The following is a 26806-nucleotide window of genomic DNA, read 5'->3' as shown; positions in this document are numbered from 1 at the left end:
TGTCGATAGAGTTGGCACTTAATTCGGGGCATTATCCGTTAATCTATAGAAAATCGTCAAATTTTGCAGAATTATGCGCATATAATTCTTTACAAAGAGGCTATAGTTTGTGATAAGATAACCTATGGTTTGACCAACAAAAACAACACATGCAATTTGATTGCAAAGGAGATTTCAGAAATGTTCAAGAAAAAGGACGTGTTTTTTGAAACGCTGCAAAATATGGCGGATACACTCGTACAGGCATCTGAGATGTTTGTAAAAGGTGTAGAAACGATGGACAATGTGTCTGAGTTTGCAAAAAACATGAAAGAACTTGAAAGCAAATGCGATGTATTTACTCATACGATTTTGAAAGAGTTGAACAAAACGTTCATTACTCCTATCGAACGTGACGACATTATGGCTTTAACTACTGCGCTTGATGATGTACTAGACGGAATGGAAGCTTGTGTTTCCCGTTTTGATATGTACCAGGTAACAGAGCGTGATGAAATCTTCATCCTTTTTGCAGATGTGTTGAAACGCAGCACATATGAAATCCAAAAGGCGATTCGTTTGATGTCTCAGAAGAAGCTATTGGCTATTCGTGAGCACAGCATCAAACTGAACGATTTGGAAAATGAAGGGGACGAGCTTCTTCGTCGCAGCATTAAGCAATTGTTCGCTACAATTACAGATCCTATTACTTTGATTAAGTATAAAGAAATCTACGAGCGTCTTGAAGAAACAACAGACAGCTGTGAAGACGTTGCACATATTCTTGAATCGATCGTAATGCGTAATTCCTAAGCAGCCCTTAGCAGGTATTTTAAGGATTGAAGGAGGTCCTGGGATTGCGCGGGCAGCAGCTCATTAGGGCGTTGCTAAGCAATCGTTTAATATGACAATAGATATGGGTTTAATCGTGATTTCGTTCGTCATCTTCTTGGCTTTGGCGTTCGACTTCATCAACGGTTTCCACGATACAGCTAATGCAATCGCAACTTCTGTATCGACACGAGCGTTGACACCGCGTCGAGCAATTATTTTGGCTTCGGTGATGAACTTTGTTGGTGCACTTGCGTTTACAGGTGTTGCGAAGACGATCGGCGGTAGTATCGCTGACCCTGCTAAGCTTGAGTTTGGGGTAGAAATCGTAGCTGCTGCACTTATTGCAGCGATTATTTGGAACTTGGTTACATGGTGGTTCGGTATTCCATCATCCTCTTCCCACGCACTTATCGGTGCATTGGCAGGTGGCGTATATGCCGGAGCAGGTATGGATGCACTAAATATGGCCGGGTTCAAAAACATCGTAATTGCGCTAATTGTTTCTCCAATTCTTGCATTTGCCATCGGATACACTGTTATGACGATTTTGAAATGGATCTTTGGCAGACGTAGTCCACACTCTGTGAATAAAGGTTTCCGTTCGATGCAAATCATTACAGCTGGATTCCAGGCGTTCACGCATGGTACGAATGATGCGCAGAAAGCGATGGGTATCATTACATTTGCACTTATCGCTGGCGGATTCCAATCTAGTGGTGATATGGAAATCCAAACGTGGGTTAAACTTTCTGCGGCGACTGCGATGGCATTAGGTACAGCTGTCGGTGGTTGGAAGATTATCAAGACGATGGGTACGAAGATCTTTAAAATTGAACCGATTAACGGCTTTGCGGCTGACTTCTCCGCTGCGTCCGTCATTATGGGTGCAACGTTTATAGGACTTCCAGTAAGTACAACGCATGCGATCACATCTTCCATTCTCGGTGTAGGTTCTGCAAAGCGCTTCTCTGCTGTTAAATGGGGCGTGGCAGGACGAATCATCATTACATGGTTCATTACGATTCCGATCTGTGCGGGACTAGCGATAGTTACCTTTAAATTGATTGATCTTATATTCCTACGCTAATCTCATTAGAGTGCGGTAGGTATTGAAATAGATTGTAAAAAGAACCTTCGAACCACTATTTGTGGAGCAGAAGGTTCTTTTTGTACGTATAGATGAGATGATAGGCCCTGCGAATGAATTGGAATTGTGTATCTTCTATTAGAAGATTTGAGGTTGCCCCGGTGCGGACTTTGGCCGGCTGGATGCTTTAGCAGTCCCTTTTCTTGGTCGCTGCGTATTCGGACTGGATGCGGGCTTTTTATTCGGACGACGCTTGTTTGCTGGAGGCCTTTTTTTCGGACGTTTCTTGGTCGGTGTGTAGAACATTTCCTCGTTGTCTTCATCCTTGTTCTTAGATTTGCCTGATGCAAATGACCCAACCAGTAGTTTGGCTACAGGGGCAATTTGTTGGAAGCCCTGCACGACTTTCTGGACTTTTTGCATTGTGCTGACGAGACCATCAATACCACCCATTCGATCGATAAAGCCTTTAATATCCCCAATATTGAAATTACTTGATTTCTTAGACGGTGTGGTTGTCTCGGCAGTTGCTGCAGGCGTTACCGCTGTTTCCGGTTCTTGATACGGGACGACCTCGGTTGTAGGTGGTGTGATGGGGGCTGGATTGTTGTTCGGATGTGGTGTAAAGCTTCTCGCTGATTGAACAGGTGCTGCAGGAGGGTAATTGTATGTCGACGGAGCAGGTTGGTTCCGTATGTTAGTTGGCGCCGGCGAGTAGTTAAATGAAGGGATCGTGTAGGCTGGCTGCGGCACTGCGGTAGGATGGGAAGACTGCATCGTCGGAATATGGGGAATACCCGGGATAGATGGCGATGCATACGGGGGCCGCGACTGATTCATTGTATCACCCTTTTCAATTAGAATTAGGGGTTGGCAAATGCCCCTGTTTGCTATACTGTATGTCGTAGGCGAACAACTCGTGTGGACGTTCGCCCGTGGGTGAACGCCCAACGTAATTAGTACGGTCAAAACTGGCCTGAATGGGTACGGTAGTTCACTAACGCATAAAAACTTTACCGCTTGAAAAGGAATTCTAAAGGACGTACAATATTGGTAATGAAGTACATATTTTGTACACTAGGAGTGAACGATGTGCAACTGAAAAAGTTGAATGATAAATCGATTGAACAATTATTTGAAGCGGTGCTTACACTTAAATCTGTAGAAGAATGCTATATTTTCTTTGATGATCTGTGCACGGTGAACGAGATTCAATCTCTTTCGCAGCGTCTTGAAGTTGCACGTATGCTCGGTAAAGGCAGCACGTATAACCAGATCGAAGCAGAGACAGGTGCGAGTACAGCGACGATTTCTCGCGTGAAACGCTGCCTGAACTATGGCAATGATGGATATAAGATGGCATTAGATCGTTTGGGTAGATAAGGGATGCGAATCGGCTTATTAATTGTCAGCCACGGTTCGAAAGACAGTTCATGGGTTACACTGGTTGATGAAGCGATTGCAGGGGCACGATGGCCGGAAGGCTTGCCAGTCGCTTCTTCTTTTTTGGAGGGCGTTCCTGATCGGAGCATTCAAGATGGCATTGATCAGTTGGAGGCTCAAGGTGTGGATCACATTGGAGTCGTCCCTTTATTTGTTTCATCTGGCAGCACACATGTAGATGAGATCGCATATGCCCTTGGCGCTAAGTCCGAGCCTTTGTGTGAGACAGACTTGGAGCCGTTTCATACAAAGGCGCATATCATATATGGTCAACCTATTGACGATGATGACACGATGATCGCTATGGTGAGTGACCGATTACAGAGTTTAGGTGTAGTGGCAAAGCGTGATACGGTGCTGCTGGTAGCGCACGGGAGTCCTCATATGCCATTTCAGAATTGGTGGCGACAGGGCTTGGATAGCATTGCAGCTAGACTTATAGAGGAAGAGAGATGCATAAGTGCCGCTCATGCTCTGCTATGCTGTGATTCGCTGCCTGATGCTGTGCAGCAGCTATTGAGCAAGCTGGATTCTTCAAAGCGGAATATGCAAGGAGAACAGCAGGGGGCAAACGATGAGGGGCATGATCAGTTTGGAAGTGCTGTGGTAGCGGTGGTTCCTATCTTCCTTAGTAAAGGTTATTTTACGACTAAGGCGATACCTGAGCGTCTTCAATTTCAGCCTAACTCTGTTCGTGTAAGTGCGTCTGCTGGTAGTGGTGATATTCTGCCACACTCATTGGTTACAGAATGGGAAGGGCGAATCCTTTATGACGGTGAGCCGTTGCTTCCGCATCCGGCATTGTCGGTGTGGCTGGAACAGGAGAGCCAGCGTGTATTAAGCAGGCTAAAAGAGTCGCTATCTAATGGATAAATGAGCATTAGAGGTTGTGGAACCTATAGGTTCTGAATAGATTGTAAATGGGTGACGTAGGATGGTTAAAAGAGCGAGGCTTATCTATAACCCAACGTCGGGACGCGAAGAAGGAAAGCGGCGATTGGCTGATATTTTGCAGCGGTTGGACGCAGGCGGCATTGAGACGACAACGCGTGCGACTGAAGGAGAAGGCGATGCTATTACTAGTGCCGGTGAAGCGATAGATAACGGTTACGATATCATTATTGCTGCCGGTGGGGACGGAACGTTGAACGAAGTAATCAATGGCATGGCTGCCAAGGCGCATCGTCCTCCGCTTGGTATTATACCGCTCGGCACGACGAATGACTTTGCACGGGCATTAGGCATTCCTCGCCAATGGGAGGAAGCTTGTGATCTGATTGTGCGTCAGCAGACGATGCCGATTGACGTTGGTCAGGCGAATGATAAGTATTTTATTAATATTGCCGGGGGAGGCTCCCTTACTGAGCTCACGTATGAAGTACCCAGCAAGCTGAAGACGTTAATGGGGCAGTTAGCTTATTATGTGAAGGGGCTAGAGAAGGTAGCTCGATTAGCTCCGACAGAGCTTCATTTTAATATCGAAGGGCACGGACAGTTCAGCGGTGAGTTCATGCTGTTCTTGATTACGAATAGTAATTCGGTTGGCGGCTTCGAGAAGCTGGCTCCCGATGCGCAGATTAACGACGGGCTGTTGGACATTTTGATGATGAAGAAATGTAACCTAGCGGAATTTTTGCGTATTGCAACGCTGGCATTGCGCGGGGAGCATTTGAATGATCCGCATATTATCCATCTGCAGTCGAAGCGTATTGAAGTAACGTCCCCTGACTATGTCCAGTTGAATCTGGATGGCGAGCTAGGCGGAACGCTGCCTGCTGTATTCCAGGTGCTGCCGAGTCATTTGCATATTTTCGCGGATCCGACAGGTACTTCTTCGTATCGCTAGTTGAGGATAGTGAAGTGGGGCAGTTTGCCATCTGCTGCATTGGGGCATTGGCTTACTTGTGGATCTTCATACAATCTGCCACTGCCGGTGGGCAGAACATATGCGCATGTGGTGAATGTAATGAACCTGAGATGATGACACGTCTACTTTTTGTGAAGTAGGCGTGTTTTTTTGTGGGTAGCTTTTTTAGGTGAGAGAATTTGATGCTGCTTATGCGACTGCTTTTTAATGGTGGTGTTGTTATCGGTACTCTATATGGTAATTGTTAAAGACGAGCGCGACTATAGTATGGTTTGTTGATTGTAATGCTGCTAATGCTAATGCTAATGCTAATGCTAATGCTAATGCTAATGCTAATGCTAATGCTAATGCTAATGCTAATGCTAATGCTAATGCTAATGCTAATTGATGTTATCGATATCGTTTTTGATTTATTTGACTAACGATGGTTAGCATCGAATAAAAGTCAGCTAGTATACGAAGGAAGCAAGTTAAGGTATGATAGAAAGAACGGAACATGGCGGTCGATCTTATGAAATCCTATGCTGATACAGCGCAGGATGAAGGAGATGGCCGCTTCTTGATGTTCATAGTCGCAATCGCTGTCTATACTTTAGTTAAACAGAGCGTATGGACAAAAATGCATCTATTTTAGCTAGAAATCATCATTTTTAGCTAAATAAGGACAAAAGTGCAGTTATTTTTCTCAGTATGGGCTTAAAATAGGAAATGGTACTAAAATAACTGTATTTTTGCCGATAATATCTCAAATGAGGGTACTTTCAGATTAAATAACTGCAAATTTGTCACTAATTAAACTAAGAGCCATAATCGAACTTCGGAAAAGGATTGCTGACGAACGGTCGGAGTCTTATGGAACGCACAGACACAGATGTCTATTGCGCCTTAGTGGGGTGTGAAATACCATAGGGAAGTTAAAAACGGTTAATTATATGAAGACACAAGCCAGATAGGTTTTGAAAATGACAGAAATCGAAGTGTAGTAGCATACACTTTTTTAGTTGATACATCATGAATTTGATTCTAGTTACCATGTTTGTTTACAAATAGAACTAATGAAGCAGCAGCTTGGAGGACGGTATGAATAATCAAGGCGAGAAACGTGGCCAGTCAGGCAGACGAGGTCAAGAGCAGGCAAAAGGAAGAGTGCGTAATAACGGTGGTAGAGGAAGAGGCAGTTCGAGTGCAGCTTCAAAGGCGGTATCAACAGCTCCAGTGCAAAAAAATGATGAAGTTACACTGGATATTATCGGTTTGACTCATGAGGGCGACGGTGTAGGGCGTGTTGAAGGATTTACGCTGTTTGTAGAGGATGCATTACCAGGTGAGCGTATTGTTGCGCATGTACTGAAAGTGAAGAAGCAGTATGGATATGCGAAATTGAAGCAGCGTCTTACAGATAGTGTGGACCGGGTAGAAGTGACCGGGCGTCCTGAACACTATGGCGGTTGCCAGTTGGAGTATATGTCCTACGATGCGCAGCTGCGCTGGAAGCAGCAGCATGTGGTAGATGTGCTGGAGCGGATCGGGAAGTTTGAAGTGAGCAAGTTGACAGAGGCAGAGGTGGGCACGTCGGTAGGAAGTGCAGCTAAACTTGGATCTATGGAAAAGAGCGAAGCTGGATCCGGAGTGGAAGCGCTAGAAGCGAACAGTGTGATTGATGCAGAGGGAACGGAAACTTCTGTAAAAGCTTCTACAAAATCTGTTCAAGTTTTGCCTACACTCGGGATGGACAACCCATGGCGCTATCGGAACAAGGCACAGATTCCGATTGGAAAAGATGTGCGTACAGGTGAGTTGATTGGTGGTTACTTCGCGCGTGCCAGTCATCGCATTATTGATACAGATGCATCTTTGATTCAGCATGAAGCTATGGATGCAGCGATGAAGACAGTGAAGGAAGTAGCGAGACAATATGGTGTAGAGCCGTATAATGAAGAAACGCACACAGGATTGCTACGTCATGTCGTTATCCGTTACGGATTCCATACGAATGAAATGATGATCGTGCTTGTGACAAATGGCGAGCGTTTGCCGCAAAAAGAAGTGATCGTTGATGCGCTGGTGGAACGTTTGCCGCAGTTGAAGAGTATTTGCCAAAATATCAATACAAAGCAGACGAACGTTATTATGGGTGATAAAACAAAAGTACTGTGGGGAAGTGAGACGATTACCGATTATATCGGAGACTTGCAGTTTGCGATCTCGGCTCGTTCATTCTATCAGGTGAACCCGGTACAGACCGAAGTGCTGTATGAGGAAGCAGTGAAGTTGGCGGGCTTGACCGGTCAGGAGACGGTCATCGACGCCTACTGCGGCATCGGCACGATCTCACTCTTCCTCGCCCAGCGCGCGAAGCGCGTGCTAGGCGTCGAAATCGTCGAGGAAGCCATCGCCGATGCGCGCCGCAACGCGGCGCTGAACGGGATCACCAATGCCGAGTTCGCCGTTGGCGCCTCGGAAGTGGTAATCCCGCAATGGAAGTCGGCTGGCATTACCGCCGACGTGATTGTGGTCGATCCGCCCCGTAAGGGCTGCGACCCGGCATTGCTGGACACGATGCTTGAGATGCGCCCAGAGCGCATCGTCTACGTATCGTGCAACCCGTCCACGCTTGCACGCGATTTGCGTGTGCTAGCGGACGGCGGCTACATGGTCAAGTCCGTGCAGCCGGTAGATATGTTCCCTCATACACCACATGTGGAGTGTGTAGTGTCAATCTATCGAATAGACAAGTAATGGGTCACCTAAACCGCAATTGATGCTTATAAGATGAACCGTTTACTAAATTAATATAGATAGCACATTTGAATCGCACTTATGAGTTGCAAGGACTGCCAATCAGTCAGGATTGCGACTTATAAGTGCGATTTTATTTTTACAATGCCAATTTTCACTGGATACAACAGGCAGGCTATGCTTTTTTAGAAAGAGCATTTATGAAACAGATTCATTCAGGCAAGTCTAAGTTCGCTACAACGTTAAAATGCAGGGAAATCGTTCTTGAGATTAATTTTTTGTTATGGAGTCAGACAAAAAATTGCTAACCTTCGCGGCATATGCATCTTTATTCGCATATCCGTGATACAACCGATTAGCCACCTTAATGGCATCGCCGAAAAAGAACCGTTCGTATAAGCATTGTCGTCCGGCGAACGAGCTCGTACTTAGTTCCCAGACGAGCCGGAATAGGCCTACATTCTGCTTGGCATCCAGATTGATACCCCTCAAATAACGGTTAATATCTCCGGCCGCTTCGGATGCGAAATCTTGCTCGTTCGGAATCATAATGATGCTGCTCGCGCCTAACAGTTGTACGATTTCCATCATCTGAGGAAACAACTTCGGAAATAAGTAGTTAGCGGCATACAGTGGTCTGGAATCTGGCAGCATTGAACCCCACTGATCCAGCCGTGCGTTTGCTTCGCAAGCGATCAGCAGCCCCTTTAGCGACTCTAGCGTAGCGATCACCTCCGCTACTTTTTCAATAACCTGATTGTACGTTCGCAAGCCTAACGTATCTATCATTAATTCAATCGTCCCGAGCAAAAATTCGGTCTTCGCAATAACGCGGCACAATACCTGGTGTCCTGCATGCGTATGAAAATGGCTTTTTTCGAAAAAATGCGCCATTATCCGCGCATCGCCATACATAAATACCCGATCATGCGGTATAAGCACATGATCAAGCACAACCAGCGTATCCATTTCCTCAAAGCGTGAGCTTAACGGATAATCGTACCGCGATGTTCCGGAGACGAAGCTTTCCCGACAAATAAATTTGACGCCAGGCAAATTATTCGGAATGGCGAAACCGAAGGCATATGGATTTTCTATATGAGGCGAAGGCAGCGGTGTCGGGTACACCAATATTTCCTCAGCCGTAACCCCTTGTGTTGCGAGCAAAAACGCGCCATTCACGATCAAGCCTTCTTTCGTCTTTTCGACAACCGTCGGAGCATCTGGCAGCTCATGCGTTTTCAGCAAAGTTCTCAACCTTGCCTTATGAGGCAAGATGAAAGCGTGAGACAATGTAATGTCGTTTTCGCGGCAATATTCATAGTAAGCTTTCATGTTTGCGGTATACGATGGATTATGCTCGGACAACAGCTCCGCCGCTGCGCCGAACGCCATCATCGTCGTATTCATATAATCCGGGGAACGACCGAGGAACCCATGATGAATGTCGGCCCAACGTCCGAACATTATTCTTCGTTTCTTTAGGTCTGCCTTCGATTTAGGAATGAGAAATGACATTCCTACCGGATCTCCTGTTGTCGGTGATTTATATGTCATACTCTGTTGGAATGTTGATTGACCTTGCATATCGTACAATTCAGCCTGAGTAGAGATGAGTCCGGCAAACGCAGGATGGCTCGATACGGGAACGGTAACTTTATTTCCTTGAATCCAGACGCTGGCTTTCGATGCATCGAGACGCTCGACATACTGCTTGCCGTCTTTTATTGGCATACAACCATCTCCTAAAAGTTTTATGTATAGTGTACGCAGCTCAGAAAAATTGGATATGGGCAAGAGTAATAGCTAGTGTTGGTAATATGGGGTCAAAACGTTATTCCAGATTCATGTTATCTATATCTTGCAGTGAAATTATATGAAAAAATTGATCGTGTCGAATATATAGCATAGTAGTCTTCCTCGGTTATTTTCTTTTTATCATTCGTAACGGAAGCGTACAAACGGGCTTAACAAAACTACTATTGCTAGGTTGTTGACTTGTTCATTTTCTTGCATGAGGCATATGATGCATTACTTTGTATGCCGTAAAACGATCTATCACTGTCTGTATGCATGATTGCTTGTACAAGATGTTGTCACCGTTTTTCGCCATAAAGGAGCGCGTCGTAATCCTGTAGAAACTCGCGAGAAATTCAATATGATTTTGCCACGGTTACAGAAGACGAACTATCACATACACTTGACCTCATAAAATCATCGACCAAGAAAATGCCTTGGATGGAGAACAGCTTACGAATCGTTCAGAATCATTCATGAATGAGCTGTCGCAGTTGGCTTGACAATTCGTCTCACTAAAAAAGGAGGGAGCCATTAATGTCGCAGGCTAACTTACCTAATATTACTCCAGGGATCACTGTAAATCGTGATGACGCTATCAACTTACTGCTCGCGTCTATCGCACTAGAAGAACTAGGACTAAGCCACGTAATTAACGCGGAAGCGGAGAAACTCCAGTATGTTATAGGTACACTTCCTGGATTAACCACTCCTGCCACTATCAGCGATATTCTTGCTGTTAACGAAAGTGTCAGAGACATGATGAATGTGCTGACGAAGAAAGAACTTTTGTTGGAAACGATGCTCTCCAGCGTACTTAATTCCGAAGTGACAATCGGAGCGACGGGCGCAACCGGGGCTACTGGAGCTACAGGTACGGGACCGACAGGAGCCACAGGAGCGACAGGGCCAGCCGGAGCGACAGGGCCTATCGGAGCTACAGGAACAGCCGGGGTAACCGGAGCTACTGGGGTGCCGGGACCGGCAGGAACGACGGGTCCAACGGGTGCGACAGGTACGACTGGAGCTGCGGGAGCTGTGGGTACAACGGGTGCTACTGGGGTTACAGGACCCTGTCCAACTTGTCCGCCAGGACCGACAGGCCCAACAGGAGCCACTGGAGTTGGAGCGACGGGGGCAACGGGAGCTGCAGGAGCAACAGGCGCAACAGGGGTGACGGGTGCTACCGGAGCAACTGGGGGAGTCGGTGTTACAGGTGCAACAACCCCACTTGCAGCTGGTAACTTCATCACCCTCAATAGTCAACCCCAAGTCGTAGCGAATGGAGCTCCTCTTATTCTACAAGGAAATAATGCCATTTTTGGTACATTAATTTCAAACACTTCTGGTACCGGGACGATTAATCTTGCTGCCAACCACACGTATTTTGTCTTTTATGCTGCCCAAGGGACCCTTACAACGACATTGTCTACGGCTCTTTTTTTGGACGGAGTTATTGTGCCGGGAACGACGAGCTCATTTACGCTCACTACGGGGGCACCAATTAATAGACAGTTGCAAAACCAAACCATTATTCAGACTGGAGGCACACCTTCAACGCTGCAAATTATAAACACATCCGGAGTTTCGGCTCAGTTCTCCACTATTTCTATATCTATTTATTCACTTCAGTAAATTTAGAAAGGAGTAGTGCCATATGTCACAGGCTAATTTGCCTAATATTACGCCTACAATTACACTGAGCCGGGATCAGGTTATCCCATTGCTGCTAGCTTCTATAGCCAGTGAGGAACTGGGACTCAGTCATATTCTTAATGCCGAAGGAGAGAAAATTCAATATGCGGTCGGTACACTGCCTGGATTAACACCAGGGGCTACAATAAGTGACCTTCTGTTAGTAAATGATTCTGTTCAAGATACGATACTTGCTTTAGCCAAGCAGGCTATTATGTTGGAATTCAAGTTAGACAACATTTTGCAGCAGGATGTGTCTACAGGCGCTACTGGAGCAACCGGAGCAACCGGCACGATAGGACCTACTGGCCCAGATGGAACAACTGGAGGGGTAGGAGCGACAGGAGCGACAGGAGCTACGGGTGCAGTCGGCACTGCCGGGGCAACAGGAGCAACTGGTGTGACAGGCACGGTGGGTGCTGCGGGTACTACTGGCGCGACGGGAATTACCGGGGCATCCGGCGCGACCGGTACTGTTGGTCCGACGGGACCAACGGGTACTTGTCCAACAAACTGTCCACCTGGACCGACAGGAGTAACAGGGGTACCAGGACCGGCAGGCTCGACAGGCTCGACAGGTGTTGCTGGCACTGCTGGTACTACTGGCGCTACAGGCTCGACAGGCGCAGTCGGAGCAACAGGAGCAACAGCCCCTGTAATTACGAATTTCCTAAGTGCTTTTTCAACGGGGCTATCTGTAACTGGTTCTAATGCACCTATACCAATTAACACAATCAGACTACAACAAGGGTCATTGATTTCACTTGTTCCAGGCAGCAATTCAATAAATTTAACTGTTGGACACACCTATTATTTTGCAGTTACATTTGCATTTACCACGGTTGTTAATCTTGAAGCTAGCGCTATTGCAACTATTAATTCTGCGTTGCTCCTTAGATTTTTTGCGGCTGGGGCGACGGGAGATACTACGGGTGCGGGAGGTAGCGCTATCATAAATGCTACTTTTCCTACAACCTTGGCATTTTCAACGAATACGGGTTCAATCGGATCGATTAACGCTATAAATGTCTCTGTCATTGCCTTAAGTTGAACTGACAAACTCGACGCTTAAGAGATTGGAGTGATTATGGTGTCACAAGCGAATATTCCCAATATCACGCCCACGATAACGATTGGTTTAAATGATGCTTTAAATTTGTTGTTAATATCTGTTGCCCTTGAAGAGCTAGGGTTAAGTCATATTATTAATGCTGAGGCAGAAAAGATTCAATATGCGCTTGGAACCCTTCCAGGACTAACTCCGCCTGCATCTGTTAGCGATCTGCTGAATATTAACAGCAGTGTAAGGGATACGATTACGCAAGCTGTAAAATATGAAATGCTGTTATCCGACAAATTATTGTCCGTTATAAATACACCGTTAAAGGGACCTACTGGGGCAACTGGGGCTGGCGGGGCAGCCGGCACGACCGGTCCTGCGGGAGCGACAGGGCCGAGTGGTGCAACCGGCATTACAGGCAGTACTGGAGCTAATGGCGCGGCAGGTGCGGCAGGCGTGACAGGCACAACAGGTTCTGCTGGAGCTACGGGTAGTCCAGGGAATGCGGGAGCTGCTGGTAGCCCAGGAGCTACGGGAGCTACTGGTGCAATTGGAGCTACAGGAGTCTGTCCGTGTGTAACTGGACCTACAGGTGCCACTGGAGCAAGTATTGCCGGAGCGACCGGAGCAACAGGGGCTACAGGAACAGCAGGAGCAACAGGAGCTACAGGAGCAACAGGAGCAACAGGGGCTACGGGAGTAACAGGTGTGCAGGAAGTAGTGAATAATTTATATTCGGATAGTATTTTCGGTCTTGGTCCATTTCCACCAGGCGCTGCACTTACATTTCCAAATAACGTTGCGGTTAATGGTACTGCGATATCTCATGTACCAGGTTCAACGGATTTCGTACTCGCGCCTAATCAAACCTACTACATCGACTATCATGCGAAACCATTTTTATTTACTTCGCAACTTTACACTGGGAACCTGGCATTACAGTTGAATGGAGTTACGATTCCTGGCTCGGATACAACGGATACGTCATCGTCTGTGTCCGCTGAAGCGGATAGTGTGTTGGTATCGACCACAATCATCAACACACCTGGCGGGGGTCCAAGTATACTAACCGTAATAAATAACTCTGCTATAGCTCAAGCGTACGATAGCTATGGCATAAGTATTATTAAACTCGCATGAGACCGCAAGGAAAGGAGGAGGATCTGAACAATGAGCAGTAGTGCAGACTTTTCTTGCTCGGGAGGATGCGGAGCCATCTCTGCCAATGGATCGCCAGCTATCTTGTCTACGGTTGTTCAAAACGGCTCTTCTATTCAATTGCAAGGATTGTCTAACATTTTGCTGGCCCCAGGCAAAGCTTATTTGGCTGAATACAACGTTCAGTTTAGTACGCCAACTGCGGGGTTTGTTTTATCATCTCAGTTAACTCTTAACGGCACGCTCGTACCCGGATCGCAAACCCTTTCCTTCCCGTCGACAATCCCTCGGGGATTAACTGCACCGGTTTCAAGCGTATCGGGAGGAGTTGTATTTAATACGCCACCCACGCCGAATCCAAGCGTATTGCAATTGATCGGCTATCCCCCTTCCGGCGTGGCGGGATCAAATTTTAACACCGTTAACCTCAGGATTGTGGAAGTCAGTCCTTCTGGGAATTCCACAACCAACAATAATGCTGGAATCTACGGATTTGGGTATGCAGATATCGGCTCTCAAGAGCCATTTCATTTCCTGGAGGCAAAACCGGTTAACGGTACTGGCATCATTCTTTCGCCAAGCGAGCGAACGTCTATTTTGTTAGAGCCCAATGCCACCTATTTTGCTTCCTATAATTTCGTTGCTGTCCCCGGAATCACAGGGGTATCTGTCAGCATGGTATTAACCTTGAATAACGATGTTTTAGTACAGAGTTATTCGGTGGCCCCAGCACTTGCAAACGAATTATCCATGTACACTAGCGCAGCGGGTTCAGCCGTCTTTAATACAGGGCCAGAACCCAGTCAAATTCTGCGATTAGTCAATAATACAAATAGAACCACAAAGTTTTATTCAGCCGTTATAAACATGATGCAAATTGGATGATGAACCATCTTCCTTGTTTGTAAGTAGTAATAACATTAAGGGCTGTTACCTGTTACCAAAGCAAGCAGGCGGGGCTTATTTGTTGCAAGCAGTTGACGGCTTGAAAGCCCAAACGAAAAATCACTAACGTTCTATAACTGCTAAAAATCTGTAAAATGTGCAATTAACATGCTAAGATGACATCATTCGATAAAATTGAATTTGAAGGGAAAGTGCTCTTATAGACAGGATGTTACAGCATATAATAACTATTGGTTGCAAAAAAATTGAGGTGATTAGTTGCCCCTTGGTATTAAGACCCAAAGGGGCAATGCATTTATAAATTATTGTTGTGACTTGTGATGGGGAGACTGGTAGATAGAGGTTAGTTTGGAGAGGGACCTAAATTGGAGATGTATCGGCGAGATAACATAGCTATAGGCCTAATTATCGAAAATACTGGCAGTAGGCCTTGAGAACATAGGAGGATATATGTCCTGGAGCAAATTAAAGCAACATTTAGAGAGTTTTCTCTGTCCTGCGTTAGTTGGGAGAGTCGAATACCGCGCAACTAGCTATTTTTATTTACCTGGGAAGTCTGGAATTTGTTATATTGCCGTAGATAAAAAGAATGTATTCAATATGAGTGATATAACTACTTCGATCAGATGGTATCAGACGGAGCAAGAAATTAAGAATGATCCAGATATCCAAGTTCCTATCAACGATGAAGAAATTGAAGCGGTGAGGAAAGATACGAAGGGGACCGTTCCGGAGGATCGTCTAAAAGTAATTGCAAGAAATAGAAAAATAACGGAATGTGCTAAGGGAATTTTGTCAGCACAAGCAGCATTAAGTAAATCAAATTTTATCGTTGTGGCTAATAAGTTTTTATCTACTTCTATAGAGGAAAGCTTAGAGAGTGATGATATCATGTTGAATATTCTAGCTTTGGTGGACAGAAGGGTAGGGAAAAAGCGGATTCTAAACATGGCCGAGAAGATGAAGTTAAAGCATCCCATTGTGCAGTATTTTTATGAACTACGGCGTAATACATAATAAAAATAAATAACTTCCATTGAAAAATATTCAAGGCTAGATAAACCGTCTGGAATTGTCTTGACTCTTCTTAAAGTGGATTTTTGTAAAATGCGATCCGTGAAAGCCCCTCTTTCCTCACTGCTGAATGCTGTGGGAAGGAGGGGCTTTGTTGCAACGTCGACCTTTAGGCTAATTATCAGCCTTCCATCGAACCGAAAAAAGCACACCCTCCTCGATATTGGACAGGCTGTATTCCGACTGATGGATATTCAGTATCGTATTGACGATATACAGCCCCAGGCCGCTGCCTCCGGTCGTGCGGCTCCGGGATTTCTCAATGCGGTAGAACGGCTTGAACAGCTTGGGAATTTCGCTTGGCTCTATATATGCCCCGGTGTTTAGCACGCTTAAGTGCACAAGTCCTGCCTCAGCATGCAGGGTGATCCGGATTTGCTCACCGCTCCGCGTATAGTAGACTGCATTGCTCAGCACGTTGGAGACAGCTTTGGACAGCAGACGAGTGTCTCCTGTCACCCATAGGTCGGGTGCGAGGTCAACCTCCAGCTTAATGCCGTTCAGCTCGCATATGTACTGAATCTGCTCGGCTGCATCCCGAATGAGCGCAGACATATTCACAGCGGCCATGCTAGGCTGGAAGCGATGGTTCTCCAGCCGCGAGATATCGAGAATTTCGTAGACCAGTTTCTCCATCTCTTTCAGAATGTGATGGGATTGCGCCAAATATTTGTCCCGATTCCTATAAGGCCCCACATTGTGCAGCATCGCTTCAAGCTGTCCAGATACGGCCATAATAGGCGTTTTCAACTCATGGGAAATCATGTCCATAAATTCTCGCCTTAATGCCTCATCTTCCTCTTTCCGCTGAATATCATCTTTCAACTGTACATTGGCCTCAGTAAGATCCTGCATGGCATACTGCAAATTCATGGAAAGCTCGTTCAGAGAGCGGGAAATATCGCCAATCTCATCACGGGAATCATGGCGGGAGCGCTCCGAGAAATCCAGTTGAGCCAGTCGCTTGGCTACTTGGCTGATGCCGATCAGCGGCCGGGCGATCAGGCGTGTGTAGACAAGTGCTCCCAGTATGGCAATCACCAGAATGATAAGTGCCATATACGGGAGGAGCCGCAGTAGCATTTGCATCGCTTCATTAATCGGCTGCAGAGAAGCTAGTACAGATAACGTATAACCGCTAGATTCGTATCCGGGCAAGGGTAGATTCGAATGGGAAATGATCTCCATGCCTTTAGCCGACTGTGTACCCAGATTCTCCTCAGTAGAAATGAGTATAGTGGAAGCAACGTCCTTCTTTTGCGTGGTCGCTTCCCATACCTGACTTCGAAAGAAAGGAACTTTGGTGAAATGGACAGGGTACACCCATTTGCCCTCGCTGTCTTGTACGGACAACGAGGCGTTGTAACGCAAGGAGAAGTTATCCAGCCGTTTGACAGCTTCTGTCCAGTCTTTTTGCGGGAAGGTTTCTAGCAAGCGAGTGATGCCCTCATTTAAGTCAGCAGATTTGTTCTGCAGATAAAAGGACGGCAAAATAAAATACAAAGTTATATACAACAATAGCGCGAAAGCAATAAGGACGAGATTGGTTAACACAAAAATTTTAAAAGCAATGCTTCTATACTTGCTCATGTCAGCCGCCCTTCCATTAAATAGCCGATGCCTTTAATCGTTTCAATGCATGAGATTTTCATTTTTTTTCGAATGTTTTTGATATGGGCATCGACTAGACGCGTATCGCCAAAAAAGTCGTATCCCCATACGCGATCCAGAATCATCTCGCGGGTAATGGTTCTCCCTGCATTTTCAATTAGGTAGGCAACGATTGAGAACTCACGGACGGTCAATTCAACCAACGCGTCATCGACAAAAGCCTTATAGCTGTCGCAATCCAGACGAATGCGGCCGTATAACAATTCCCTCGGTTTCGATTCCGAGCGCGATCTTCGTAAGACTGCTTCGACCCTCTTGACAAGCACATTGAAGGAGAAAGGCTTGGCAATATAATCATCGGCCAGAAGTTCGAAGGCCTGCAATTGATCCTTCTCCTCGCTTAAGGCAGTCATCATAATAATCGGTGTCTGGCTCTGGTTGCGAATCATTCGGCAGATCGAGTATCCATCCATATTCGGCAGCATAACATCCAACAGCACAAGATCGAATGTCCCCTCTGTAAACTTTCGGTATCCCTCGGCTCCGTCGCTGACAACATCCACATCGTACCCCTGCGCTTTCAGATATTCCGCGATCAACTCCTGAATATAGCGGTCGTCTTCAACGATTAATATGGCTTCAGACATAAGGCACCTTCTTTAATGGGTGATTTTATTTCCTGATCATACCATGTTGATATGAATTTTATATGAAAAAAGAGCCTTCCAACCATCTTCTTGTGAATTTCAAACGGTTTTCATACGGATTTCACAAGGCCGCCGTAAGATGGGTTCCGAGGAGGGATGCCCATGAGGAACATAGTGAAAAAGATATTTTATCGCGAGACGAACATCGCCTTGTTATTTCTGGCGCCCAGTCTGGTGGGATTTGCCCTGTTCTATTTGCTGCCGTTTGTCGCCGGATTTTATTATTCCTTGATGGATAGTCCTATACAAGGTTCGTTTGTCGGCTTGGCCAACTACAGGGAACTGCTGCAGAGCGACTCCTTCCGCCTTGCCGCACAGAACACCGGACTGTTCACCGTAATGGGTGTACCTCTCGTGATGGCGATCTCGCTAGCGCTGGCGCTGATGCTCAATCGCGCCCTGCCCTTGCGCAATTGGCTCAGGGCCACGTATGTGATGCCGCTTGTAGTGCCGGTGGCTTCGATTGTTCTGGTATGGCAGCTGTTGTTCGATCGCTCTGGCGCAGTCAATGCGCTCTGGACGCTATGGGGAGGCGAATCTGCAGACTGGATGAACTCGCCTTGGGCTCGCGTCGTTGTGCTGTTGGTTTATCTGTGGAAGACGATTGGCTATAACATGATCCTGTTTCTGGCTGGATTGCAGAACATTCCGAAGGACTATTACGAGGCGGCCGCTCTGGATGGTGCCGGGCCGTTCCGGCAATTGTGGTCCATTACACTGGTTTATTTGACGCCAACGACGTTTTTTGTGGCGATCATGTCGATCATTAGTTCATTCAAAGTGTTTCGGGAGACGTATTTGATCGCGGGAGATTATCCGCATGAAAGCATCTATTTTCTCCAGCATTACATGAATAACATGTTTCAGGCGCTGGATTACCAGAAGCTTACCTCTGCGTCCTTTCTGATGGCTGTGGCAATTATCCTTGTGGTCGTGATCCTGTTCCGTTTCGAACGGAAATTTCACGGAAGCGTGTCGTAATGGAGGGACGTATGAAGGAGTCGTTGAAAACAGGTGCGCGCTTCTCCGTTCTGCTCATCCTTGCGTTGATCATGCTTTTTCCGCTTGTGTTTACGGTCAGTAATTCCTTTATGACAGAAGCAGAAATCCGGTTTAATTACAGCATGGAAAAAAAAGATACCGGCTATGTCAACCTAAAATGGATTCCCGACTGGGTCAGTCTGGAGCAGTACAAGGTGCTGTTATTTGATCGCATGCAGTTCTTAATCATGTTCTGGAATTCCTTGCTGTTGGTCGTGCCTATTGTGGTGGGGCAAGTCGTCGTGGCGACCATGGCGTCATTCGGGCTATCGCAATTCCAATTTCGTGGCAGAGAAACGTTGTTTTTCCTTTACATAATAACGATGTTGATGCCTTTTCAAGTGACCTTAGTGCCGAATTATTTGGCCATGGACTGGCTTGGTTTACTGGACAGCCGCGCGGCGATTATTCTTCCAGGCATCTTCTCTGCTTTCGGTGTCTTCCTGCTTCGGCAGTTCATGATCGGAATCCCACGCTCCTATGTGGAGGCCGCGAAAATCGACGGCGCCGGTTACGTGACCATCTTCGTGCATATCATTGTCCCCATGTCGCGTCCCGGCATTGCCGCGCTGGTCATTCTGATGTTCGTTGATTATTGGAATATGGTGGAGCAGCCGCTGATCTTCCTGCATGACGCGTTCAAGCAGCCGTTGTCCATTTATTTGTCCCGAATTAATGAAGGGGAGCTTGGGCTGGCCTTTGCCGCAGCCGTGTTGTATATGCTCCCGATGGTGTTCGTCTTCTTGTACGCAGAGAATGATCTGATTGAAGGCATTCAGTTATCGGGTGTGAAAGGGTAGAAAGGCAGGTTGAATGATGGAAATCGGGAATGTACTTCGTACCAAGCGTAAACGAAACATCCGCATCGCTGCAGCTCTGTTTTTCGGGCTGATGCTGCTGACAACCTTCTTCTCCAACACCATCCAGCAGTTAACGTATCCGAAAGTGCGAACCGAGAAGGCGGTGCATCAGCAGTTGAGCTATGTGATCAAAGGCGAAGGAACGCTGACGCCGCGAAAGATCGAATCGGTATATGACAACTCCGGTTGGAAAGTGGCGCTAATCGAAGTGAAGGTGGGGGATAAGGTGAAGAAAGGGCAAAGGCTGCTGACGCTTGATACAACCGAGGCTCGCAACGCGTTACTCGATGGAGAGGCGGAATACAAGCAGAACCAGCTGAAACTGGAGGGGTTGCAGAACGAATTTAAAGCCGCCGTCTATGCTCAGTCGTCGGAAGAGGAACTGCGTAAGGCGCGAGTGGCCTTAGAAGATCTGAAGCTGGGGATGCAAATTAAGGAGCGAAAGTTGAGCGGGATGCGGGAAGCCTTAAGCAAGCAACAATTTGTTGTTGCACCGCTCGACGGAATCGTGACCGAAGTGAATGCCGACCTTGGAGTGCCCGCTGCTGTGGGGAGGCCTGTCATCCAAATTGCGGATCTTAGCCAAGGCCTTGGCTGGAAGCTGACGGTTGCGAACGAACAGGTTCGCGGACTAAAGGTTGGCGAAGAGGTTGAGCTCTATATGAACGGGGACCAGCGAGATTTGATACCAGCCATCGTGACTGACATCAAGGATGCGGAAGCCACCGAGAATGCTGCAGCCGGGAAACAGCTTTCCTTTCGGGTTACCGTTGCGAAGCTGAAAGGGGGTGAAGCTGTAGGCATTCATTGGGAGCGAAAGTCCGAACTAGCGATGGCGACGGTGCCGAAAAAAGTCGTGCATAGCGATGCGCAAGGCCATTTTGTATACATCGTGGAAGAACGGAAGGGACCGCTTGGCAATAAATTTATGACCCGGAAACGTTATGTCAAGCTTGGAGATATGGATGAGCGGAACCAGGTGATACTGGACGGATTGATTGGGGAAGAGAAGATTGTGGCGGAAAGCAGTGAGCCTGTGAATGATGGCGATCTAGTCAGAATGTAGGTGGAAGAATAGGAGAGGAGTTTGTGAGATGAGAAGATGGACTTGGGGAATTGGCTTGCTTGTGCTGGCTGTCGCTGTAACGGCTTGCTCGAGCTCGAATGATAATAATGAGATCAATGGGAATAAGACATCGAACGAATCAACCGGAGGGAAAACGGTTGTGACGATGGCCGTTGTGCAGAAAGACCCGGGAGGGTGGCTGGAGCAAGCTGAGAAGGCTTATGAAAGCAAGTATCCGAATGTGGATATCGTCATCAAGGAGTATGTGGCGCTGCCTGAGCGCTCCCCCAGCAAGGTTATAAACGTACTGGGCGAGGTCAGTCCGGCTGACCTAGAGAAATATAGGAACGCGATAAACACCGATCTCATGTCTGGCAAGGGAGCCGACATTATCTCTGTTAGTGAGCTGAATATTGAGAAATATGCGGACAAGGGAGTGCTTGCCGACCTTGGAGCTCTGATGGAGAAGGATCAGGATTTTGACTCCGCGAACGTGTTCGGCAATGTCATGGACGCGGCCAACGGAGGGGGCAAGAAGGTGGTCGCACCGATCTGGTATGACATTCACTTCGTGAGCAGTGCGCTGGAGCCGAAGCAATTGAAGGTGGAGGACGCAAGCTGGAAGTGGAGTGATCTGCTGCTTCAGGGGGCGGAGCTGGCGAAGGATCTGCCGGGCGATCTGGAAATTATGGGGGGCGTTGCGCCCACAGCGCTGCTGCGGAAGATCGTGATGTCCGACTATGACCATTACATCAACCAGGAGGAGAAAACGGCCAGCTTTGATACCGAGGAGTTTGTCGGGCTATTGAATCAGTTGAAGGAACTGTATGGCAAGGGAATGCTGTCCGACAACTTTGACAAGGCCATCGAAAACCGGGATATTTTTCGCGATCAGTCGCTTGCCAGTCCCCTGATTGCTCTGGAGACGCTGCAGTCCAAGCGGCAAATTTGGAATCCGCCCGGGAACGGCAAGCATTCGGGATTACGCTTCTCATCCAACATGATGCTGGCGATCAATTCCAAATCCGGAGTGACCGAAGAAGCATGGAAATTTATAAGCTACTTGCTATCGGAAAAGGCGCAGTCGAATCCCGGCATGTGGGCGGGGTTACCGATGAATAAAGCTGCCGTCGCCAGTAAGCTGAAGAGGAACGGATCAGGAATGATGGTGTTTGGAACCACGGATAAATCGAGCGTGAAAACGAAGGAACCGGCAGAAGTCACGGCACAAGAGAGGGAACGACTGATGGCCTATATCGGGCAGCCCGGGTATTTCCATGGCAGCGATCCCCGATTGATGGACATCGTAGAAACCGAAACGGCCGCATTCTTTGCCGGAGAGAAGACAGCGGATACTGTCGCAAAGCTGATTCAGAATCGGATCAAAACCTATTTGAACGAGTAACGGCAACCGGACATCAGACAAGGTCTGTTCGATAGTTTATCTGCAGACCAGGCTTTGTCTCTGGACTACGGAGGAGGATGCGAAAGTGGGAATCGTGTGCGTCTACTAGAGTTTGATTGTTGTGTGGGCCTAATGGTTAAAAGAACGGCAAAATGAATGTTGTAACCTGCACACGAAATAGTGTACAGGTTATTTTGTTATATGCGTAGTTAAAAGATATTCAATGCTTGTCTACCCCTTGTTAATTTGGCGCAATGGTGAATAGTATTCTTCCTTTTGCAAAATATTAGTTAACAAAAAGGGGGCATTGGTAGTGTGGAATCAATTGTATGACCCATTCGATCATATATGGATATCTGCGTTAGTAGCTGCTATTCCAATCGCGGGATTTATTATTCTGTTAACGGTAGTAAAAATGAAAGGGCATATTGCTGGGGTGATAAGTGCACTTGTTGCTGCTGTCATTGCTTTCTTCGTTTATGGCATGCCTGCTTCAAAAGTTGCCTGGGTTGGTGTATATGGCATTCTGGCAGGACTGTACCCCGTTGCTACCATTGTTCTGGCTGCTATTTTCTTGTATAAGCTGACAGAGAAAACCGGGAAGTTTGATATTATTAAGAAAAGTATTACTTCACTAAGCCCGGACAAACGAATTCAGGTGATACTTGTTGCTTATTGCTTTGGAGCGTTTCTTGAAGGAGCAGCGGGCTTTGGTGCGCCTGTGGCCATTACAGCAGTTATCCTAACAGGATTAGGCTTTAATCCAATAAAGGCAGCGGGATTGTGCCTAGTGGCAAATATCGCGGGGGGCAGTTATGGCGCAATGGGAATTCCAGTGACAACACCTGCTTTGCTAACGGACTTGTCAGCATTGGAAGTTGCAGCACGGACATCATACATAATACCGTTAATTAGCTTTATATTACCGTTTCTGTTGGTGTTCTTGATGGATGGATGGAAAGGAATAAAAGAAACGCTGCCAACGATTGTAGTTGCTGCAGCTTCCTATTCAATAACTCAATGGATTGTATTAAATACGATAGGCGCACCGCTGGTAGACATTCTGTCTGCCTCAGTCAGCCTAATTACCTTGTACATTTTTTTGAAGCCGACCCAGCAGGCGAGTGTGAAGACATTGGTGAACGCATGGATGCCTTTCATTCTGCTTACGGTGCTTGTTATTCTTTTTTCCAAAGTGAAATTTGAAAATATGATGGTCAGCTTCCCTATTCCAAGTGTGCATGAACTGATTAACAAATTACCGCCTGTTGTAAATGCACCCGTTCCATTCAGTGCTATTTTTAGTGTGGATCTGCTGTCTTCGACTACAAGCGCAATCGTCTACGCATCGATACTTACCATTATTATTTACAAGATCAGGTGGAAGACAATAAAAGAAACGATAATCGAAACGGTCAAGGAACTGGCAATTCCGATCGCAACCATTTGTTCCGTGTTGGCATTTGCTTATATTTGCAACTATTCAGGGATGTCTTCAACCCTTGGGCTTGCGTTTGCTTCAACAGGGGGAGTGTTTCCACTGTTCGCTCCGGTGCTAGGATGGATAGGGGTATTTTTGACCGGCTCCGTTGTAAACAGCGGTTCATTATTTGCTCCGCTTCAGACTATAACGGCCAATCAAATCGGCATTAACCCTGCTGCGATGGTGGCCGCTAACGTCATAGGGGGAGATATGGCAAAAATGATTTCCCCACAGTCCATAGCCGTTGCTGCTGCCGCTGTTGGTATGGTGGGACAGGAAAACAAAATATTTTCATTTACGATAAAGATAAGCCTAATCTTATTAGTTTTTGTAGGTGTAGTGAACCTGATTATATATTGAAATTAAACTAAGAGCCGTTCATGTGTAAGATGGAATGGCTCTTAACTGTTTCTTCGGGTTACAATAGAAGCAGCATAGATAGAGTAAGGAGTTGAGAGAGATGAAATTGGTAGTAGAAACAATGGCGGCACGTTGGTACAGAGAGCAAATGGAATTAGTAGATGGTGACAACTTGCGGATTTTCGTAAAGATGGGTGGCTGCGGAAGTGTGTGCCCTGGATTATCACTCGGTATTACGAAGGATGAGCCTAACAGTCCAGGACTTACCCATACGGTAGAGGGCATTCATTTTTATATGGAAGAAGATAATCTCTGGTATCTTGACAGCAAAGATCTAACCATTTCTTTCGATGAAAAGTTGGAAGAGATCAATATGATCGTTGGGTAAATGTTGACCGTGTCTGGGGTATGATATATTCATTTGAGTGTCTGTGATATAACATATACTGCCGTTTGAACTACATTGCTGAAACATGCTATAAGTGAAGAAGAAGCAAAGATATGAACAGGTTACCTTCACCATGTAGGGATGAAGAGATGTCCTGGTATGTATAGAGAGGTATTTGATATAATGGATAATTTTTGGCGTAATTTACCACGACCTTTTTTTGTACTGGCCCCGATGGAAGATGTGACGGATGTTGTGTTTCGCCATGTTGTAAGTGAAGCAGCCAGACCGGATGTGTTTTTTACGGAGTTTGCAAATACAGAGAGCTATTGTCACCCGGAGGGGCACCATAGTGTGCGCGGACGGTTGACTTTTACAGAGGATGAACAGCCCATTGTAGCCCATATTTGGGGAGATAAGCCGGAATTCTTTCGTCAAATGAGTATCGGCATGGCGAAAGAAGGGTTTAAAGGTATCGATATCAATATGGGTTGTCCTGTAGCGAATGTAGCTGAGAATGGGAAGGGAAGCGGTCTAATCTGCCGTCCCCAAGTTGCAGCGGATATTATTCAGGCCGCCAAAGCCGGAGGATTGCCCGTCAGCGTAAAAACAAGGCTCGGCTTCACTGAAGTAGACGAATGGCGCGACTGGTTAACCCATATTCTGAAACAGGACATTGTTAATTTGTCCATCCATTTGCGGACAAGAGAGGAAATGAGCAAAGTAGACGCTCACTGGGAGCTGATTCCGGAGATCAAGAAACTTCGTGATGAGGTGGCACCAGATACACTTCTTACTATTAACGGGGATATTCCTGACCGTCAGACCGGATTAAAGCTCGTTGAACAATACGGTGTTGATGGAGTTATGATTGGACGCGGTATTTTCCAGAATCCGTTTGCTTTTGAGAAGGAGCCAAAGGAACACAGCAGTGAGGAATTGCTTGGTCTGCTTCGGCTGCATCTGGATCTCCATGATCACTATTCAGCACAGGAGTCACGTTCGTTCAGCGCTCTTACGCGCTTCTTCAAAATCTATGTTCGTGGCTTCCGAGGAGCAGGTGAATTAAGAAATAGCTTAATGAACGCCAAGTCAACAAGTCAAGTGCGTGCGTTGCTCGATGAATTTGTGGTGGAGGAACTGTAAAGGTTCAGTTAATGGGCCGGTTTCCGCATTGGGTACATGATGGAGAGTGAGTGTGAGGCCGAAGGGTAACAACTAGAGCTACCGCTACCATTGGGACTTACATCATTTTGCAAACTTTTATGATTACGATTAGTTCGATGTGAAAGCCGCCAATGTTACGTTGGCGGCTTGTTTTGTTTCACAACGTATCTTTTTATTTGTTTTAACCCAACTAGCATACAGTCATTTTTCAGTAACTCTACCATTGACTCAGTGGATGCCTTGTTTTAATGTAATGCTTTCATCATTTTTATCGATCCATCAATGATCTAATTTCTTAAAAAGACCGGGCTCAACTTTGTCTGAGATTGCAACTTAATTACAATCGATGTCAATATTTATCGTGCTGTTGTAGCAATTCTTCATATGCAGTAAAATGATTTCAAAGCCATTTTTTTACTGAAGGTGATCATATGAATTCAAATGAAGAGTTAAAAAATCTATTGGATTTCGATTTATTGAGTAAATTAGTTGTCGGGATTGGTGAAGTATCTGAAATTACAGGTGTTCCAACCAGACAAATCAGGTACTGGGAAGAGAAAGGGATTATACATTCATCCCAAGAAGCCGAAGGAACAACCCGAAAGTATGATTATTTGAACGTTAAAAAAATAATCTTAGTCAAGGAACTCCTAGATGATGGATATACGTTAGACGCGGCGGCGAAAAAAGTGGGAGATCGAATGAAGCTTATAAACGAAGCGTTTGCGAAGTTGGCACAACGTTCAGAATAACCGTCAGCACTCATCCTATGTAGAATCATTGGCTTTGTTAGTAAGAGAGGTTGTCACCAATAAATAAGTTCTACTAAAATGGAATAAAGACATGATGATGTCGGGGGACGAATGAATGGAGAACGGGGAAAACCTAGCTCCATCAAGCTGTTCCCTATTTTCATATCAAGAATGTTGCTGTTCGGTACTACATCAGCTTTTGTATTGGTGTACATAGGAAGGAGAGAGGGTTAGCCTCTCTCTTTTTATTTTTTGGCGAAGGGGGTATTAAAGGTTTAGGGGCACGTTTTAGAAAAAATGAGAACAAGTATAATAGAATGAAAAGCA

23 protein-coding genes and 1 pseudogene are annotated in these 26806 nt (G+C 46.3%); 20 read left to right on the top strand and 4 right to left on the bottom strand.

Annotation, left to right across the window (positions count from 1 at the left end; translation table 11 throughout):
• Positions 1-180: 180 nt before the first annotated feature.
• Together FPZ44_RS23540 and FPZ44_RS23535 are read left to right on the top strand one after the other, a co-directional pair.
• Positions 181-792, top strand: a complete 612-nt coding sequence (locus FPZ44_RS23540; RefSeq protein WP_144994552.1) for a DUF47 domain-containing protein — start codon at positions 181-183, stop codon at positions 790-792.
• Positions 793-889: 97 nt separating this feature from the next.
• Entirely contained in the window at positions 890-1900 is a 1011-nt protein-coding gene (locus FPZ44_RS23535) for an inorganic phosphate transporter (RefSeq protein WP_144994630.1), read from the top strand.
• A 138-nt stretch (positions 1901-2038) separates the two neighbouring features.
• Here the strand turns inward: FPZ44_RS23535 and FPZ44_RS23530 are convergent, their stop codons facing one another.
• Positions 2039-2740 (bottom strand): hypothetical protein, encoded by a 702-nt coding sequence (locus FPZ44_RS23530; protein ID WP_144994550.1) that lies wholly within the window; start codon positions 2738-2740, stop codon positions 2039-2041.
• A gap of 252 nt (positions 2741-2992) precedes the next feature.
• On the opposite strand from FPZ44_RS23530, the gene FPZ44_RS23525 reads away from it, so the two are divergent.
• From FPZ44_RS23525 to rlmD, 4 genes are all read left to right on the top strand, one after another.
• The gene (locus FPZ44_RS23525) at positions 2993-3283 is read left to right on the top strand and encodes a YerC/YecD family TrpR-related protein (RefSeq protein WP_144994548.1); all 291 of its coding nucleotides are present in this window, start codon (positions 2993-2995) and stop codon (positions 3281-3283) included.
• Between the two features lie 3 nt (positions 3284-3286).
• Positions 3287-4216, top strand: a complete 930-nt coding sequence (locus FPZ44_RS23520) for a sirohydrochlorin chelatase (RefSeq protein ID WP_144994546.1) — start codon at positions 3287-3289, stop codon at positions 4214-4216.
• 61 nt (positions 4217-4277) lie between these two features.
• Positions 4278-5189, top strand: coding sequence for a diacylglycerol kinase (locus tag FPZ44_RS23515; RefSeq protein ID WP_144994544.1), 912 nt, complete (start codon positions 4278-4280; stop codon positions 5187-5189).
• Between the two features lie 1101 nt (positions 5190-6290).
• A complete protein-coding gene (rlmD, locus tag FPZ44_RS23510) occupies positions 6291-7949 on the top strand; it encodes a 23S rRNA (uracil(1939)-C(5))-methyltransferase RlmD (protein ID WP_144994543.1) in 1659 nt (552 codons plus the stop codon).
• Between the two features lie 270 nt (positions 7950-8219).
• Here rlmD and hpaB read toward each other — a convergent pair whose 3' ends face one another.
• Positions 8220-9683, bottom strand: a complete 1464-nt coding sequence (gene hpaB / locus FPZ44_RS23505) for a 4-hydroxyphenylacetate 3-monooxygenase, oxygenase component (RefSeq protein WP_144994541.1) — start codon at positions 9681-9683, stop codon at positions 8220-8222.
• A 426-nt stretch (positions 9684-10109) separates the two neighbouring features.
• On the opposite strand from hpaB, the pseudogene FPZ44_RS27180 reads away from it, so the two are divergent.
• The 6 genes and pseudogenes from FPZ44_RS27180 to FPZ44_RS23480 form a co-directional block, all read left to right on the top strand.
• Positions 10110-10230 (top strand): annotated as a pseudogene (locus FPZ44_RS27180) (IS30 family transposase); the annotation flags it as partial.
• Positions 10231-10283: 53 nt separating this feature from the next.
• Entirely contained in the window at positions 10284-11381 is a 1098-nt protein-coding gene (locus tag FPZ44_RS23500) for an alpha-helical endospore appendage domain-containing protein (RefSeq protein ID WP_144994539.1), read from the top strand.
• Between the two features lie 22 nt (positions 11382-11403).
• On the top strand, positions 11404-12492 hold the full coding sequence (locus FPZ44_RS23495; RefSeq protein ID WP_144994537.1) for an alpha-helical endospore appendage domain-containing protein: 1089 nt from the start codon (positions 11404-11406) through the stop codon (positions 12490-12492).
• 36 nt (positions 12493-12528) lie between these two features.
• Positions 12529-13641: a collagen-like triple helix repeat-containing protein gene (locus tag FPZ44_RS23490; RefSeq protein WP_144994628.1), complete on the top strand. Its 1113-nt coding sequence runs from the start codon at positions 12529-12531 to the stop codon at positions 13639-13641.
• 30 nt (positions 13642-13671) lie between these two features.
• Positions 13672-14544 carry a hypothetical protein gene (locus FPZ44_RS23485; protein WP_144994536.1) on the top strand — a complete coding sequence of 291 codons (873 nt, stop codon included), beginning with the start codon at positions 13672-13674 and terminating at the stop codon, positions 14542-14544.
• A gap of 471 nt (positions 14545-15015) precedes the next feature.
• Positions 15016-15582 (top strand): SF0329 family protein, encoded by a 567-nt coding sequence (locus FPZ44_RS23480; protein ID WP_144994534.1) that lies wholly within the window; start codon positions 15016-15018, stop codon positions 15580-15582.
• A 171-nt stretch (positions 15583-15753) separates the two neighbouring features.
• On the opposite strand, the gene FPZ44_RS23475 is transcribed toward FPZ44_RS23480, so the two are convergent.
• Positions 15754-17229, bottom strand: coding sequence for a sensor histidine kinase (locus tag FPZ44_RS23475; protein WP_144994532.1), 1476 nt, complete (start codon positions 17227-17229; stop codon positions 15754-15756).
• Entirely contained in the window at positions 17226-17897 is a 672-nt protein-coding gene (locus tag FPZ44_RS23470; protein WP_144994530.1) for a response regulator transcription factor, read from the bottom strand. The genes FPZ44_RS23475 and FPZ44_RS23470 overlap by 4 nt, the downstream gene beginning before the upstream one ends.
• Before the next feature lie 162 nt (positions 17898-18059).
• Here FPZ44_RS23470 and FPZ44_RS23465 point away from each other — a divergent pair, with 162 nt between their 5' ends.
• The 8 genes from FPZ44_RS23465 (at position 18060) to FPZ44_RS23430 (ending at position 26479) form a co-directional block, all read left to right on the top strand.
• Positions 18060-18938, top strand: a complete 879-nt coding sequence (locus FPZ44_RS23465; RefSeq protein WP_144994528.1) for a carbohydrate ABC transporter permease — start codon at positions 18060-18062, stop codon at positions 18936-18938.
• Between the two features lie 11 nt (positions 18939-18949).
• A complete protein-coding gene (locus FPZ44_RS23460) occupies positions 18950-19798 on the top strand; it encodes a carbohydrate ABC transporter permease (RefSeq protein ID WP_144994526.1) in 849 nt (282 codons plus the stop codon).
• Positions 19799-19811: 13 nt separating this feature from the next.
• Positions 19812-20924 carry an efflux RND transporter periplasmic adaptor subunit gene (locus tag FPZ44_RS23455; RefSeq protein ID WP_144994525.1) on the top strand — a complete coding sequence of 371 codons (1113 nt, stop codon included), beginning with the start codon at positions 19812-19814 and terminating at the stop codon, positions 20922-20924.
• A 28-nt stretch (positions 20925-20952) separates the two neighbouring features.
• Positions 20953-22329, top strand: a complete 1377-nt coding sequence (locus tag FPZ44_RS23450) for an ABC transporter substrate-binding protein (protein ID WP_144994523.1) — start codon at positions 20953-20955, stop codon at positions 22327-22329.
• Positions 22330-22636: 307 nt separating this feature from the next.
• Positions 22637-24172, top strand: coding sequence for an L-lactate permease (locus FPZ44_RS23445; protein ID WP_144994521.1), 1536 nt, complete (start codon positions 22637-22639; stop codon positions 24170-24172).
• 100 nt (positions 24173-24272) lie between these two features.
• Positions 24273-24560: a HesB/YadR/YfhF family protein gene (locus FPZ44_RS23440; RefSeq protein WP_144994519.1), complete on the top strand. Its 288-nt coding sequence runs from the start codon at positions 24273-24275 to the stop codon at positions 24558-24560.
• Positions 24561-24740: 180 nt separating this feature from the next.
• Complete coding sequence (locus FPZ44_RS23435; RefSeq protein ID WP_144994626.1) at positions 24741-25706, top strand: tRNA dihydrouridine synthase; 966 nt, start codon at positions 24741-24743, stop codon at positions 25704-25706.
• A gap of 452 nt (positions 25707-26158) precedes the next feature.
• The gene (locus FPZ44_RS23430; protein ID WP_144994517.1) at positions 26159-26479 is read left to right on the top strand and encodes a MerR family transcriptional regulator; all 321 of its coding nucleotides are present in this window, start codon (positions 26159-26161) and stop codon (positions 26477-26479) included.
• Positions 26480-26806: the final 327 nt, after the last annotated feature.

Source organism: Paenibacillus agilis, assembly GCF_007786455.1.
GTDB classification, from domain to species: domain Bacteria; phylum Bacillota; class Bacilli; order Paenibacillales; family Paenibacillaceae; genus Paenibacillus_B; species Paenibacillus_B agilis.
This window is presented reverse-complemented; position numbering and strand designations above follow the sequence as displayed.